Raw genomic sequence first — 15007 nt, forward strand, 5'->3', positions numbered from 1 at the left:
GCCGGGCCCGGCACTATCAAGCCCGTCCGGCGATTGAGGACGAGCGGCGAAGCCGCGACAAGCGGGGTCTGGGGCGCAGCCCCAGGGTCGGGGTCCGGGGGCGCAGCCCCGGGAGACGGCGAGAGGGTGGGACCGGGGCACAGGCACCCCACCCCGGGGCGGAGGGCCCCACCCCGCACCGCCCCCGTACCCTGGAAACGCTATGACTGATGACGACTCCCCCCGCGACGGCCGTCGCCTCCGCGTCCTCGCCGCCATGTCCGGCGGCGTCGACTCCGCCGTAGCCGCAGCCCGCGCCGTCGAGGCGGGCCACGACGTGACGGGCGTGCACCTCGCGCTGTCCGCGAACCCGCAATCGTTTCGCACGGGTGCGCGCGGCTGCTGCACGCTCGAGGACTCCCGGGACGCCCGCCGGGCGGCGGACGTCATCGGCATCCCCTTCTACTGCTGGGACCTCGCGGACCGCTTCCGCGAGGACGTCGTCGAGGACTTCATCGCGGAGTACGAGGCGGGCCGCACCCCCAACCCCTGCCTCCGCTGCAACGAGAAGATCAAGTTCGCGGCACTGCTGGACAAGGCCCTCGCCCTCGGCTTCGACGCCGTCTGCACCGGTCACTACGCGACCGTCGTCCTCAACGAGGACGGCACGCGCGAGCTGCACCGCGCCAGCGACATGGCCAAAGACCAGTCGTACGTCCTCGGCGTTCTCGACGACCGGCAGCTCGCCCACGCGATGTTCCCGCTCGGCGACACGCTCACCACCAAGGACGAGATCCGCGCGGAGGCGGAGCGCCGCGGCCTCGCGGTGGCGAAGAAGCCGGACAGCCACGACATCTGCTTCATCGCCGACGGCGACACCCAGGGCTTCCTCGCGCAGCGCCTCGGCAAGGCCGAGGGCGACATCGTCGACGAGACGGGCAACAAGCTCGGTACGCACGACGGCGCGTACGGCTTCACCATCGGCCAGCGCAAGGGCCTCCGCATCGGCCACCCGGCACCGGACGGCAAGCCGCGCTACGTCCTGGACATCTCCCCGGTGAACAACACGGTGACCGTCGGCCCCGCCGCGGCCCTCGACGTCACGGCCCTCACGGCCATCAAGCCCCGCTGGTGCGGCGTGGCCCCGGCCGGCCCCGGCACGTACACCGCCCAGCTGCGGGCGCACGGCGGCGAGACCGAGGTGACCGCGGAGCTGGTGGGCGAGGAGCTGAAGGTCTCCTTCGCCGAGCCGGTCCGCGGCGTGGCCCCGGGCCAGGCGATCGTGCTGTACGACGGCACGCGCGTGGTCGGCTCCGCGACGATCGCGGCGACCGAGCGGGCGGCGGCCCTGCGCGGTTAGAGCGGCAGGGCAGCTCGTACCCGGAAGCCGTCGGCGACCGGCCCGGCCGCGAGCTCGCCGCCGAGCTGTTCGGCCCGTTCGCGCAGGCCCAGCAGACCATGGCCGTCCGAGGGCAGGGTCGGCCGATGGGCGCCGGGCGAGAGCCCGTTGCGGATCTCGACCAGCAGCGCGGGGCGGCCGCGGAACTCGCCCGTGTCCAGGGCGACGGTGACGGCCGCGCCCGGCGCGTGCTTGCGGACGTTGGTCAGTGCTTCCTGGACCGTGCGATAGGCCGCCTCCTCGACCCCCTCCGGCCACTCCCTGGCCCGGGCCGACGGCAGATCGGCACGGATGGTTACGGTGAGGCCGCTGGTGGCGATGAGGGTGGACAGGTCGCTCAGCCTCGGCCCGTTCCCGGATGGGGGCGACGGCACCGACCGCAGGATCCGGACGAAGCCACGCAGTTCCTCGAGGGCGGTGACGCCCATGCCCCGGATCATCGAGGCCGTCTCACGGGTCTCCGGCTCGTGTGTCGTGCGCTCGAGCGCCCCGGCCTGCACGGTGATCAGGCTGACCTGGTACGAGACCACATCGTGCATCTCCCGGGCCAGACGGGCGCGCTCGCCGGTGACCGCGCGCTCGGCGATGAGCGCGGCCTCGCGCCGGTGCGCCCGCGACAACTCCGCGATGTGGTCGGCCAGTTGGCGCCGCGCCCGGATCAACTGGCCGACCGCCGTGGGCCCCGCGCAGATCAGCGTGGTGCACAAGACGGCCAAGAGGCCGTTCTCGAACGTCCAACCGCGCAGCGCGGACAGCGGCCAGGGACAGAGCGCGGCGACGAAGTACACCAACGCCCAGCCGTACACCGACCGGTGCCGGTACAGGCGCTGCGCCACCTGGCACATCGCCACCATGGGCGCGAGGATCAGGTTTCCGGCGACAGCGATGGGCAGGGTGGCCACCAGAACCGGCACGGGATACCGGCGCCGCAGCGGGAGGACGAGCACGGTGGCGCCGTAGAGAGCCATCTCCACCGGGCCGATCAACGGGCGCAGGGCCACGACCTCGGCGGCCGCCGCCAGGGCGATGCCGACGTCCAGCGCCCGCGGCGGGAGGGTCATGACGCCCTGGCCACGGCCTGCTCCGTCTCGGGGCGGACCAGCCCGTGGTGGTGGGCGAGGACCGCGGCCTGTACGCGGTTGGCCTTGCCCAGCTTGGCGAGGATGGCGCTCACGTGATCCTTGGCAGTGGCTGTGCTCAGCAGCAGGTTTTGGCCGATCTCGGCGTTGGACTTGCCCTGCGCGAGGAGGGAGAGCACATCGCGCTCCCGGCCGGTGAGCGAGCCGAGCCCGGGGGTGGTGACGGCGGCCCGGGTGCCGGTGCGCAGGTAGCCGTCGACGACGCTGTCGGCGACGGTGGGGGACAGGACGATCCCGCCGGACGCCAGGACCCTTACCGCGCTGGCGAGTTCGTGCGGGTCAGTGTCCTTGACGAGGAAACCGGACGCCCCGGCGCGCAGCGCGGAGGCGATGTCGTCCTCCGTGGGGAAGGTTGTCAGCATGGCCACTACGGGCGGATCCGGCAGTTCCAGTAGCGAGATGAGCACGGAGATGCCGTCGGTGCGAGGCATGCGGATGTCCACCAGAACGACGTCGGGCCGGTGGCGGAGCGCCAGGTCGGTCGCCTCCGAGCCCTCGCAGGCGACCGGCACCTCGATGTCCGGTTCCGCCTCCAGAATGCTGCGCAGTCCCGCGCAGAGCAGTTTCTCGTCGTCGACGACCATGACCCGGATCACGAGCCCACCCCCCTGTGCTTGCCTCTTGACCAGAAATATAACAACTCTTTTATATGATGTTGCCCATTGTTCACCCCCGCCGACCGGCGGAGAGAAGCAGACGGTCGGCGGATGTGCGGCGGCAACTCAACTTGGCAGCATTCCTGGCGGGTTCGAACCTCGAATCCACACCGGCCCCGTCCTGGGGAAAGCAGGGCGGGGCCGGGCCCATGGCCATGGGATTCCCAGCATAAGTAACGTCCCCGAAGAGGTATGTCATGACCAAGTCCTTCAGCCGCGCCGCCGTCGCCGGCCTCGGTACCGTCGTCGCCGGCAGCGCCCTGCTCTTCCTCGGTGTCGCGGCCCCGGCCATCCTCACCGCGTGGTTCGGCTTCACCTCGGCGCAGGCCGCGGGTGCCGCCACCGCGATCACGGCTGGCATGGACGTCGCCACCGCCCTGTCGCTCTTCGGCGGTGCCACCGCCGCCGGCGGCATCGGCCTCGCCCTGCTGCGCAAGGCCGTGGGCAAGAAGGCCATCGTCAAGTAACGCCCTTGCCGAAGGCGCCGCGAGGGAGCGCGTTCCTCGCGGCGTCTTCGGCCGCACAGGTCCGGGAAACGCACAGATCCGGGAAACACCATGGCAGCCCTTGTCCCCCCTCAACCCACGGTGCGCCGCAACCCGCTGACCGCATGCGCGCTCCTGCTGCGCCGTCAGCGTGCCGCGGTCGTCGTCGGCAGCCTGCTGTGGTTCGGGCCGATCGTCCTCGGCGTCGTACTGGGCGGGCGGTTCGACTTCGGCGTCGAGCAGCGCTCCGTCGCCCCGGACGGCCGCCTGTGGTGGTCGATCTTCAGCACCAACGCGGGCGTCAGCCTGCTCGCCTTCGGCGGCGTCCTCACCTTCGGCCTGGCCACCATTGCCTTCAGCCTGATCTCCGGGCTGATGACCGGCCTGGGCCTCGGACAGGCGGCGGCCCTGACCGGATGGGGGACCATCGCCCGCCACGTACTCCCGCATGCCTGGCTCGAACTCCCCGCCATCGGCCTGGCGGTGGGCGCCGGTCTCGTCCCCCTCGTCACCGTCGCCGCCGCGCTCACCGGCAGCAAGGCAGGGCCACGGCCGAAGGTGCGTGACGTGCTCGCCGACTCCTTCGGCCTGCTGGGCATGTCGCTCTTCCTGCTCCTCATAGCCGCGACGATCGAGACCCTGGTGAGTACCTGATGCGATCAACCCTGGACGTACATCCCGCCGACCCGCGCCCCGTCGCGCCTCGCGCCGTCGTCCTAGCCCGACGGGCCCAACTGGCCGGCCTCGCCGCCTGTTTCGTCCTGCTCGCTTTGCTGATGGGGCAGTTCCTCGACCTGTACCGCTCCGAAGCGTCCGGCAAGATCACCGACCCCACGCCGGGACAGCTGGACGTGGCCGCCTGGGCGGCCTGGGCCATGAGCTGGCTGTTCAACACCGTGGCCTACGCGGTGCTGGCCATCGCCCTCGGGGCTCTCGGCGCCGCCTGCTGCCGCTGGGCCGGCGCACGGGCCGACCTCCGCCGGCTGAGGCTCACCGCCGGCGCGGTGCTCGCCGGATATCTGGCCCTGCGCCTCGCCGTGTTCACCGTCCTGTCCCTGGCCGGGGCGGACGACCGTACGCTGCTCGGCTGGCTCTCCACCCCGGAGCCGAGCCTGCTGCTCCCCGCCGCCGTCCTCGCCGTCGCCCTGCGCCGCGCCGCACCGGAGCTGACCCTCGCGCGCACCGTGACCTGCGCCGCCGCGCCCGTCGTCGTCCTGGGGCTGCTCTTCGCCGTGCTGTGACCACAGCGACCTTCCGACCCGACCGCCGCGCCCGAGAGAAAGCAGCGCCGACCACCATGCCCACCCCCCACGCCACCCGCACCTCGCGATGGCGGCAACTCGCCTGGTTCGCCGCCCTGTCCACCGCCGCCGTCGCCTGGTGCCGGGCAGGGCTGTACGCCGCGCAACGCGACGAGGTGCGGGCCGCGGTCACGGACTCCTCCCGGCTCGCCGACACCAACCGCGACTTCGTCCTCCAGGCACAGGACCTCCTCCAGTGGGCCTGGTGGGGCTTCCCGGTCGTCTTCCTCCTGCTCACCACCGTCGCCGTGGTGCTGCGCGTGGGGCAGTTCCTGCTCATCGGTGTCAGCGGGGCGGCAGGTGCCGCGCTGGGCATGGCCGGGCTGATGTTCCCGGCCACCGGAGCCCTGAACTCGCTCGCGGTCGCCTTCATGGTCCTGCTGGTGTGCTCGGTGGCCGCGACGGTCCTGCCAGGACGCCCGTCATGACCACAGTGCGCCGGCACTGCCGCGTCGTGCTCGCCCTGGCCCTCGCCGACGGCCGCCGCAAGCTCAACCTCCTCCAGGGACGGGCCACTCCGCGCTGGGCGCAGCTCGCCACGGTCGCCTGCTTCGTCCTCGGCGCCGCCACCGCCCTCGCCCTCGCCGCCGGTGCGGGGCTGCTGGCCGCGCACACCGTGCCCGTCACGTCGGCCGGAACCGCGGAACTGGCCCGCTACTCCTGGCTTCCCGCACTGGTCGTGGCCGCTTCCCTCGCCGCGGGCGCCCGCCCCAACGAGGCCCGGCTCGTCGTGGACCCGCCCGACCGCGAAGTACTGCTGACCCAGCCCATCACGCCCGGGCAGCTGCTGTTCGTCCGCGCCGTGGGCCCCGCCCTGTCCGCCGCCGTCGGCTTGGCCACCGCAGTATGCGCCTTCCTCAGTTGCTGGCTGACCGGTTCGGCCGCGGGCAGCCGCCTTCTGCCCACCGCCTTCGCCCTGGCCCTCGGCGTGGTGGCGCTCGGACTGGCCCTGCGGCTGGCCGTCTTCGGACTGCTCGCCCTGATACGGGGCGTCGCCGCCCGGCTGCGGGTCCTCCTGCTCGCCGGGTGCGGCGGTATCGCGGCGGGGCTCATCGCGGCACCCCTCACCGAAGGGCTGTGCACGGAAGGCCCGTTGGCCCAGGCCCTGCCCCGCCTCGTGGGCGAGACCCTGAACTCCGTACGCCCGCACTGGTGGGACGCCCTGCTCGGCGGCGGTGCCGCCCGTACCGCTGCCGCCGCGGCCGCAACGGCGCTGCCGCTGGCGGCCGGTGCCGCCGTCCTGCTGCACCGGGCCGCGCGCACGCGCGTGCTGCGTACGGAGCGGCAGGTGCAGGTCCACCGCCGGCCGGCGCGCGGGCGACAGCCCCGGTCCGTCCTCGCCGGCTTCCTCGTCAAGGACGCGCGGGCCGCGTTGCGAGGATCCCTTGCCGCCACCATCGGCCTGCGCCGCTGCCTGCTCGGCGGCATCGCCCTGCTGGGCGCGGGCGCGGGTCATGCCCTGGGCACGGGCGGCGACAGCCCCCTCGGCGTGCCCGCGGTCACCGCGGCCGGTGCGTTGGTCGGCGGGGTCCTGCTGGTGGCCGACGAGGCCGTTCAGACCGCGGGTATCGAGGCCGAGCGTGGCGCGTGGGACGCACTGTGCCAATCCCCCCTGAACCGGCGAACGTTGCTGGTGTACAAGGCGGTATCGTTCACCGCCACCGTGACAGCCGTCGTGGTGCCGGGGTCGATCGGCTGGGCCCTGCTCGCCGCCGGAACCGGCCCCGACCTCCTCCCCCTGCTCCTCACCGCGCTCGCCGCCGCCTGCGCGGTCGGTGCCGCCGCCGTGGCCACGGCGACCGTCATGCCGCCCGCCGAGCACAGCGGCCAGGCACGCGTCGCCCGTTCCCCCGCCGCGGGGGTCCTCCAGGGCGCCCTCACCGGCGTGGCGATGATCCCCGCCATCGGACTGCCGCCACTGCTGCCCGACGATGCGACGCTCCTGCGCTCCCTCCCCGCCCTGGCGACCCTCCTGCTCCTCGGTGCGGCAGCCGCCGCACTTCCTCGTCTCCCCGACCGAAAGGCGACGACCCCGCGATGATCAGAATGCGCGGCCTCGCCGCGGACCACGGCGACACGTCCGTCCTGCGCGACATCGAAGCCCACGTCACACCAGGCGAGTTCGTCCACCTCACCGGCGAGAACGGCTCCGGCAAGAGCACCCTCCTGCGCGTCCTCGCCGGCCTCCACGAACCCCGCGCCGGCGAACTCCTCATCGGCGGACACCCGGCGCAGTCGGTTGCGGCGAAGGCCCTGCGCGGCTTCGTCCAGGACGAACCGCCCCTCTACGACTACCTCAGCGTCCGCGAACAGCTCGCGTTCACGGCCCGCTTGTGGGACGTACCGCCGGGCACGGCCCTCGACACGCTGGAACGGTTCGGCGCACGCCAGTGGACCGACAGCCTCGTCCGCGAACTGTCCCTGGGCACGCGCAAGAAGGTCGGCCTGGCCGCCGCCACCCTCCACCGGCCCCGCCTGATCCTCCTCGACGAACCGTTCAACGCCCTGGACACGGCAGCAGTGGACGAACTCACCGCACTCCTGCGGGAGTGGAAGGACGAAGGCCGCACGATCCTCACCGTCAGCCACACCCGGCACGGACTTGACGACCTCATCGACCGACGGCTGCTGCTCAGCGAAGGCCGAGTGCACACCCGCCTTGCCCCCCAGGACACCCAGTGATCGACTTCTGCCAACTCACCAAGAAGTACGGCGACCGCACGGTGGTCGACGGCCTCACCTTCCGCGTCGAACCCGGCACGGTGACCGGCTTCCTCGGCCCCAACGGCGCGGGCAAGTCCACCACCATGCGCATGGCCCTCGGCCTCGACCGGCCCACCTCCGGCACCGTGACCGTCCTGGGCAAGCCCTACGCCGAACTCCGCCACCCGCTGCGGGAGGTCGGGGCGCTGCTCGACGCCCGTGCCATGCACGACGGCCGCACTGCCCGCAACCACCTGCGCGTCCTCGCCCAGAGCAACGGCCTGCCGGCGGACCGGGTCGAGGACGTGCTCGCCCGGGTCGGCCTCCAGGAGGTCGCGGGGCGCCGGGTCAAGGGCTTCTCGCTCGGCATGCGCCAGCGCCTGGGCATCGCCGCGGCCCTCCTCGGCGACCCTGCGGTGCTGTTGTTGGACGAGCCCGTCAACGGCCTCGACCCGGAAGGCATCCGCTGGGCCCGCGGCCTGATGCGCGGCCTCGCCGCCGAGGGGCGTACCGTCCTGGTCTCCAGCCACCTCATGAGCGAGATGGCCCTCACCGCGGACCGCCTCGTCGTCATCGGCCGGGGCAGACTGCTGGCCGACACCACGGTCAAGGAGTTCGTGGGAGGCCAAGGCGTCCAGGTACGAACACCCCACCGTGACCGGCTCGTTGACCTCCTGGACCACAAGGGAATCCGCCATTCCCCGGTACCGGGGGACGACAACGCACTCCTCGCCCACGGCACGGAACCGGCCGCCGTGGGCGAACTGGCGGCGTCCGCGGGCCTGACGCTGCACGAGCTGTACGCACAGCGCGCGTCCCTGGAGGAGGCGTACCTCGAAGTCGTCGCCGACGCCACGGAATACCGCACCGCGCCCGAGGGAGTCTGACCCATGAACGTACTGCTCTCGGAATACACCAAACTCCGCACCGTACGCTCCACATACTGGACGCTGGCCACCACCGTGGCCGTCACGGTCGGCACCGGCGCCCTGCTGTGCCTGCTCACCCACTACGCGCTGCACGACATGAACGCCGACGACCGCGCCTCCCTCGACCCCACCGCCACCAGCCTCGCGGGCCTGGCCCTCGGCCAGCTGGCCCTGGTCGTCTTCGGAGTGCTGGCGGCCTCGGGCGAGTTCGGCACCGGCATGCTCACCTCATCCGTGCAGGCGGTACCCCGCCGGGGGCTCCTGCTCGGCTGCAAGGCGGCGATGGTCGGGGCGGCCGCCCTCCTGACCGGCTGCCTGACCTCCTTCGGCTCCTTCCTCACCGGACAGGCCGTACTGGGCGGCGACGTGGCGGCCTCCCTCGGCGACCGGGGCGTGTTCCGCGCGGTCCTCGGGGCCGGCCTCTACATGGCGATGCTCTGCCTGTTCGCCCTGGGCGTCGCCATGGCCCTGCGCAGTGCGGTACTCGCTCTGGGCACGCTGATGCCGTTCTTCTTCCTGATCTCGCCCATCCTGTCCGCCTTCCCGACGACCGCCCGCTTCGCCGCTTACCTCCCCACCACCGCGGGCGCCCGGATCGCCGAGGTGAACCCCGCCGCCGGAACCCTCGGCCCGTGGACCGGCTTCGCGGTGCTGTGCGCCTGGGCCGCCGCGGCACTGGGCGCGGGGTACGCGGTGCTGCGGCGGCGGGACGTCACGCTGTAGCGGGCCAGTTCTCCAACGCGATGTGCAGCGCCTCCAACGTCCGCTCCCAGGAGGCCTGCACCGCACGGACATGAGCGAACCCGTCCTTCGCCTCGATGCTGATCCACCCGTGGATCGTGCTGCGCAGCAGCCGCACCGCGTCGGTGATGTCCGGCTCGTCCAGCCCGTACGACCGCAGCATGGCGTAGGAGACGTCGACGTTACGCATGTCGGCGATCCCCGGTTCCAGCCGCATCTGCGTGGCCGCGAAGCGGCCGGGGTGCTCGAGCGCGAACTGCCGGATGGCATCCGCGAAGGCGATCAGGGCGTCCTTGCCGGCCCGCCCCGCGACGGCCTCCGAAATACGGTCGGCGAGCTCGCGCGAAGCGAGCGCCGCGACCCGGGTGCGCAGATCCTGAACGCTCCTGACATGCGAGTACAGACTCGCGTCCTTGACCCCGAACCCCCGCGCCAGCGCGGACACCGTGAGGTTCTCGAACCCGACCTCGTCCGCCAGATCCGCCGCGGCTTCCGCCAAGCGCTCGGCCGTCAGTCCCGCACGAACCATGGATGCCCACCTTTCCTAGGGGTCCTAGCTAAGCACCTAAATTACCTTGCTGTGTCGCTAGGACCCCTGTTAGCTTCCAGATCATGAAGCCACTGAGTGAGCAGGACATCCGTACGTCCTTCGTCAACTGCTCGAAAGGCGAGGCCAAGCGCCTCACCCTCCCCCGCGACCTGAGCGAACAGCCCTGGGACGACCTCGACTTCCTGGGCTGGTGCGACCCCTCCGCCCCCGAACGCCGCTACCTCGTCACCGAGCACGAGGGTGGCCTTGTGGGCGTCGCCCTCCGCTTCTCCAACAAACAGCGCGGCTTCCTGCAGCGCAGCATGTGCACCCTGTGCTACACCACCCACCCCGGCAACGGCGTCTCCCTGCTGGCCGCCCGCAAGGCAGGCGCGACGGGCCGCGAGGGCAACTCCGTGGGCGCGTACATATGCACCGACCTCGCGTGCTCGCTGTACGTACGGGGCGTGAAGACCCCGGAGCCGGGCGGGCGGTTCAAGGAGACGCTGTCGGTGGAGGAACAGGTGGAGCGGCTGCGGGGGAAGCTGGGGGAGTTCGTGGGCAAGCTGTATGAGTGACGGGCACTCCCGGACGTGGTTCGTCGGAAGTGCCCGTCTATTTGGTCCCGAAGCGACTCAAGACCAACTCGCTAGAACATATGGGGAACAAGTCCTGCGGTCCCGCCTCCGATGACGGGCACGGCCAGCACCAGCCACCCGCGACCGCCGCGCATCGGCGATTCCTCGTGACGGATCATCAGCGCGAGTGCCATGCCGGCCATGGCCGGGAGGGCGATCCCGAGCAGAGCCAGAACCAGCGGGTTGGGCACTGCGTGACGGCTGATGGCCCAACCGGCACCCACGCTGATCGCCGCAGCCGAGAGGAGTTCACCTGTCGGTTGCAGCAGGCCATAGCGGGCCCGATCGGCTCCAGCAACTCGGGCCTTGGTCCGGACAGCGGCAAGCATCCAGACGATGCCTGCGATGACCAGCAGGCTTTCAGCAGCGAAGACGATGTTGGCTGCCAACATGCCATTCCTCCGATTGCTGCCTAGGAACAGGCTGCCTTGACGCCATTGATTCCCAGAAGCTCAGCGCCGAGCCACTGGAGATCCTTGGAGAGGGTGTGCTTCTTGCCCTTCCGGATGGCCTTGATGGCGCTTACGGTCCGCTTGATCCCGACGCGCTTCGCCAGTCTCACGATCTTCACCATCTTCGAGGCGGGAAGCGCGGCGCTGCCGAGGGCCACCGTAACGGCACCAATGCATCCCATGCTGGGCCAGCCGAACTGGGCGGATTCCTGGGGCAGTTCCTTGGTCTTGGCCTGCTTCTTCAGGTAAGCGGCAACTGCATTGTCCCCCTGTTCCAGAACGTCATCAGGGACGGAAACCAAGACCTCGAGCATGGCTTCCCACCGAGCGTCGGACTCGGGCGAGTCGGGCAGCTGACCGGGCTGGGGGATATCAAGCTCTGCTCGTGCGCCCGCAACGGACTGGGCGGCAGAAGCGCGCTGCGCTTCCACGGCGTTGGCGGCGGGTGCAGCTATGGCAAATGAGACCGCGGCCATAGCGGTAGCCGCGGAGATGCGCATGGTTTTGCGGTTCACGTAGACTAACTCCTCATGGAAAGGTCACCCGCGTCTCCTTGGCTCGCCAAAACCCGTTGAGACGTGGGGCCTGACCGCACACAGAGGGCAGCGATCCTGAACACGGATCGCTGCCCTCTCGCGTACGGCGACTCGAACTCCTTGACTATATATTGACGGTCACATGACTGGTCAAGGATTGATTTGATGCCCCTGTCAGCGATGTGAGGCAGTGTCAGCGGATGGATTGATGCAAGGCCTCGGCCTGCCTGCGTCACCCGAGGTGGCATCGGATGTGTTCTGCAGTGGGCGCACCGACGCCCGGGGGTGTCATGGCTGGCTGTTACGTGGCAGGTGCCGCCAACTCGCTTACGGGGAAGCCGGGTCGACAGGTGCTTGACGATTTCATGGGTAGATCATTAAAATTTGCTTGCGTTTGAGGCGCCGCTCTGGGAGGAGGCGCCCCTTGGGAGTGGCGGGGAGAGCCACGGATTGACGCAACCCGTAGAAGGCGGGGCTGGTCATGCCACTGACGCGGCTGTCAATCCTTTTGCCTGATTCCCGGTCCGTGAAGGTGGGCGGCGCACCTTCGTGAGCGATGTCGGTTCATCTTCTTGAGTCAGCAAGCAGAGCGCGCTTCGTTCGCTGTTCATCAAATGTCCTTCAGAATGCGACTGTTCATGCATTTCTCTCGAATATCGAGATCCATCGTGGTGGGAGTGGCAAGCGGCCTGCTTGTCGTATCGGCAGCCACATCTTGGGCCGCAACGCCGTCACCTGGCGGCAAGGCCTCCAGTCCGGCGGTGACCGCCACGCTGGGCGGGGGCGTGGACGGTGCGCCGCAGCCCGGCTCCGCACCGGGCAGTGAGCCATCCGAGCGCGGTAAGCCCACTCCCGTGACGACCGCTGATGGCAAGGTCGACCCGGCTGTCGCGTACTGGACTCCGGAGCGCATGGCCGCGGCAACGCCTCTCGGTCCCGACCGGGACAGCAACACTCCGTTGGGGCAGATAACTTCGCCATCTCCGAAGGCGTTCGTGGCGCCGAAGCGGGGCAAGGCTCTTGCGGCTTCTGGTACCGGCTCCTACTTCACGGGGACGGCGACGGTGGGCATTCTGTTCCTGGAAACGGAAGGGATGCAGAAGCACTACTGCACGGCCAGTGTTGTCGACAGCCCTGGAAAGAACATCATTCTCACTGCGGGACACTGCACCCGTGGCCGCAGCACGATCTTCATTCCGCGCTACCAGCAAGGGCCCGCGGCGAACGACCAGATCTATGGGGCGTTTGCGGTGGAGAAGTTCTTCAGCGACTCCCGCTATGAGCACAACACTAAGGGGCCGCACTCCGATCTCGACTCTGCGTTTGCTCGCGTCAAGCCGAACACCAAGAAGCAGCAGGTGCAGCAGGCCACCCGCGGTGGCAACAAGCTGACGCGTACTCCTGGTTACAAGAACAACGTCACGGTCATCGGCTACCCGGGCCACGGTCACAACCCCAAGGACATGGCCATCAAATGTCCGAACGTCGCCACGACACGGCTTCCAGGCTACAAGCAGATGCGGATGGAGTGCTCCGGCTTCTATGGAGGAACGTCCGGTAGTCCATGGCTCCTTGACTTCAACGAGGCAACCGGCACCGGCAAGGTCATCGGTAATCTCGGCGGCTGGAACGGTGGTGGGCTCGAGAACGACAGTGATTCCGTCTCCTTCAGCCCCGTCTATGACGACTTGGTCTTCTCCCTGTACAACGACGCGGTCAACAACCGCACCCCCGAGGACCGAGGCAAGGCTCCCTTTAGCATCCACGGACGAGGAGGGCTGACCTGGAAGCATGCCAAGCTGATGGCCTCGGGGGACTACACCGGTGACGGCAAGGGTGACTTGATCGTCGTGTGGGCTGATGGAGAGGTGAGTCTCTATCGCGGAAACGGCCGTGGTGGGTTCGACGCGGAGAAGCAGCTGATCGGGGCGAACGACACCTGGAAGCACGCGATGGCCGTCACCGGGGGAGACTTCACCGGGAGTGGCATCTCTGACCTGATCGTGCGGTGGTCGGACGGTGAGGTGAGTCTGTACGGGGACGTGACCGCCTCCAGCAAGTTCGGCAACGAGATCACGTTGACGGGGGCCAACGGCACTTGGAAGCATGCGGATCAGGTCGTCGCCGGCCGATTCAGTGCCAACAAGTGGACCGATGACGTTCTGGTGCGGTGGTCCGATGGCGAGGTCACCTTGTACACGGACGTGAGTGCGTCGGTGAAGTTCCGTAACGAGAAGAAGATTCAGGACCCCAACGGCACGTGGAAGCATGCGACCCTTCTTGCCAGTGGCGATTTCACAGGCAATGACTACTGGGATGTCATCGTTCGCTGGAGTGATGGCGAGCGAACTCTGTTCGCGGACGTGAACGCCTCCGGAAAGCTCGGCAAGGAGATCCAGATGCAGGCGCCGAACGCAACCTGGAAGCATGCCGCAGCCATGACGGCAGGAAGCTTCACAGGCAATGGTCATCCGGATGACTTGATCGTGCGCTGGTCCGATGGAGAGGTCAGCCTCTACGCGGAAACGGGCACCAGCCTGGGTGCGGAGAATCAGCTCGTTCCCCCCGCGGTTCGCTAACCGCTGACATATGGTCCGGTGCAGGCGTGCCCCAATGGGGCCCAGCCCGCACCGGGCCTCAGGCATTTATGGATCCAACGAATACCGAGGTGTGCTCCTTGTCCAATCGACGTCTGAAGTCCATGAGTTCTGCGCTGTTCACTGGGGCGATCGCGGTGCTCATGGTGGCTTCATCTCCGGCAGTGGCCGCTGACGACCCGGGTCTGGTTGTCGAGCTGGCACGCAAGGCGGTGCCTGGTGACACTGTCCCCTTGTCCGTCTCGGCTCCTTTGTTTGGTACTTCGGACGATGACGAAACCATCGTGATCGAATCTCCTGCCTTCACCAAGAAGGTCAAGGCGCGCATTGGCCGGTTCAACGCGCGCGGCACCGCTCACGTGCGCTGCGACATCACCCCCGGCACTTACCCCGTGCGGATTACTGGGAAGAATGCTGCTGACGCTCTGGCCAACGGAGAGGGAGTCACTCACATAACGGTGGTTGCCAACCCCAACGCCAAGTGTCAGGAAAATGAGGGGATGTCGACCGACGATGAGGGTTATGACGAAGCCGAGAAGAGCAGCTCGAACCATGCGGGTTTGATTTGGGCCACGGGTGCTGCGGCCTTTGTCATCGGCGTAGCCGGATTCTTTCTCGGACGCACCATTCTTCGTAAGCGTCGGCAGTGACCATGGTGGTCGGCTTTTATCGTGCGCAGCATGGCGCTGAATGAGTTGCGATTGGTCACGATCAGCTGCGTGGATGGGGCGAGGCACGCTCGATTCCAGGGGGCCTACTGTTCCGCAGGGGCCCCTATGAGGATGTCTCACGTGGCGCTGTGGTGACGTGCGGCATCATGGTCGCTTGTGAGTGTTGATCTTTCGCGGCGGCTGGTTCCTGACGGGTTGTGGGAACTGGCCGCTCCGTTGCTGCCATCGTTCAGGTCCCGTCCGCAGGGCGGT

The 15007-nt window shown here is 69.1% G+C and carries 17 protein-coding genes; 12 read left to right on the top strand and 5 right to left on the bottom strand.

From position 1 onward, the window contains the following. Positions 1–202: 202 nt before the first annotated feature. A complete protein-coding gene (gene mnmA / locus ACV530_RS36155; protein WP_494336973.1) occupies positions 203–1339 on the top strand; it encodes a tRNA 2-thiouridine(34) synthase MnmA in 1137 nt (378 codons plus the stop codon). Here the strand turns inward: mnmA and ACV530_RS36160 are convergent. Continuing rightward, the gene (locus tag ACV530_RS36160; protein ID WP_494336974.1) at positions 1336–2439 is read right to left on the bottom strand and encodes a sensor histidine kinase; all 1104 of its coding nucleotides are present in this window, start codon (positions 2437–2439) and stop codon (positions 1336–1338) included. The two genes, mnmA and ACV530_RS36160, sit on opposite strands and share 4 nt — an antisense overlap. Then, positions 2436–3113 carry a response regulator gene (locus tag ACV530_RS36165; RefSeq protein WP_494336975.1) on the bottom strand — a complete coding sequence of 226 codons (678 nt, stop codon included), beginning with the start codon at positions 3111–3113 and terminating at the stop codon, positions 2436–2438. Before ACV530_RS36165 ends, ACV530_RS36160 begins: the two co-directional genes overlap by 4 nt. Before the next feature lie 257 nt (positions 3114–3370). Between ACV530_RS36165 and ACV530_RS36170 the strand changes: the two genes are divergently transcribed. The 8 genes from ACV530_RS36170 to ACV530_RS36205 all read left to right on the top strand — a co-directional run bounded on the left by ACV530_RS36170 (position 3371) and on the right by ACV530_RS36205 (position 9314). Next, a complete protein-coding gene (locus tag ACV530_RS36170) occupies positions 3371–3640 on the top strand; it encodes a hypothetical protein (RefSeq protein ID WP_494336976.1) in 270 nt (89 codons plus the stop codon). Positions 3641–3730: 90 nt separating this feature from the next. Continuing rightward, on the top strand, positions 3731–4312 hold the full coding sequence (locus ACV530_RS36175) for a stage II sporulation protein M (protein WP_494336977.1): 582 nt from the start codon (positions 3731–3733) through the stop codon (positions 4310–4312). After that, positions 4312–4899, top strand: a complete 588-nt coding sequence (locus ACV530_RS36180) for a hypothetical protein (protein WP_494336978.1) — start codon at positions 4312–4314, stop codon at positions 4897–4899. Before ACV530_RS36175 ends, ACV530_RS36180 begins: the two co-directional genes overlap by 1 nt. Positions 4900–4955: 56 nt before the next feature. Further along, complete coding sequence (locus tag ACV530_RS36185; protein ID WP_494336979.1) at positions 4956–5387, top strand: hypothetical protein; 432 nt, start codon at positions 4956–4958, stop codon at positions 5385–5387. Beyond that, on the top strand, positions 5384–7000 hold the full coding sequence (locus ACV530_RS36190) for a hypothetical protein (RefSeq protein WP_494336980.1): 1617 nt from the start codon (positions 5384–5386) through the stop codon (positions 6998–7000). Before ACV530_RS36185 ends, ACV530_RS36190 begins: the two co-directional genes overlap by 4 nt. Then, the gene (locus ACV530_RS36195) at positions 6997–7641 is read left to right on the top strand and encodes an ATP-binding cassette domain-containing protein (protein ID WP_494336981.1); all 645 of its coding nucleotides are present in this window, start codon (positions 6997–6999) and stop codon (positions 7639–7641) included. The genes ACV530_RS36190 and ACV530_RS36195 overlap by 4 nt, the downstream gene beginning before the upstream one ends. Next, entirely contained in the window at positions 7638–8549 is a 912-nt protein-coding gene (locus tag ACV530_RS36200; RefSeq protein WP_494336982.1) for an ABC transporter ATP-binding protein, read from the top strand. Before ACV530_RS36195 ends, ACV530_RS36200 begins: the two co-directional genes overlap by 4 nt. Before the next feature lie 3 nt (positions 8550–8552). Continuing rightward, positions 8553–9314: an ABC transporter permease gene (locus tag ACV530_RS36205; protein WP_494336983.1), complete on the top strand. Its 762-nt coding sequence runs from the start codon at positions 8553–8555 to the stop codon at positions 9312–9314. Here ACV530_RS36205 and ACV530_RS36210 read toward each other — a convergent pair. Continuing rightward, complete coding sequence (locus tag ACV530_RS36210; RefSeq protein ID WP_494336984.1) at positions 9304–9861, bottom strand: TetR-like C-terminal domain-containing protein; 558 nt, start codon at positions 9859–9861, stop codon at positions 9304–9306. The two genes, ACV530_RS36205 and ACV530_RS36210, sit on opposite strands and share 11 nt — an antisense overlap. A gap of 83 nt (positions 9862–9944) precedes the next feature. Between ACV530_RS36210 and ACV530_RS36215 the strand changes: the two genes are divergently transcribed. Next, positions 9945–10439, top strand: a complete 495-nt coding sequence (locus ACV530_RS36215; protein ID WP_494336985.1) for an FBP domain-containing protein — start codon at positions 9945–9947, stop codon at positions 10437–10439. A gap of 71 nt (positions 10440–10510) precedes the next feature. Here the strand turns inward: ACV530_RS36215 and ACV530_RS36220 are convergent, their stop codons facing one another. Together ACV530_RS36220 and ACV530_RS36225 are read right to left on the bottom strand one after the other, a co-directional pair. Next, positions 10511–10891, bottom strand: a complete 381-nt coding sequence (locus ACV530_RS36220; protein ID WP_494336986.1) for a hypothetical protein — start codon at positions 10889–10891, stop codon at positions 10511–10513. A gap of 20 nt (positions 10892–10911) precedes the next feature. Beyond that, positions 10912–11466, bottom strand: coding sequence for a hypothetical protein (locus tag ACV530_RS36225; protein WP_494336987.1), 555 nt, complete (start codon positions 11464–11466; stop codon positions 10912–10914). Between the two features lie 782 nt (positions 11467–12248). On the opposite strand from ACV530_RS36225, the gene ACV530_RS36230 reads away from it, so the two are divergent. Further along, on the top strand, positions 12249–14066 hold the full coding sequence (locus tag ACV530_RS36230) for a trypsin-like serine peptidase (RefSeq protein ID WP_494336988.1): 1818 nt from the start codon (positions 12249–12251) through the stop codon (positions 14064–14066). A gap of 98 nt (positions 14067–14164) precedes the next feature. Then, entirely contained in the window at positions 14165–14734 is a 570-nt protein-coding gene (locus ACV530_RS36235; protein WP_494336989.1) for a hypothetical protein, read from the top strand. The last annotated feature ends 273 nt before the right edge of the window (positions 14735–15007 follow it).

This window comes from Streptomyces sp. SX-6, from assembly GCF_059089585.1.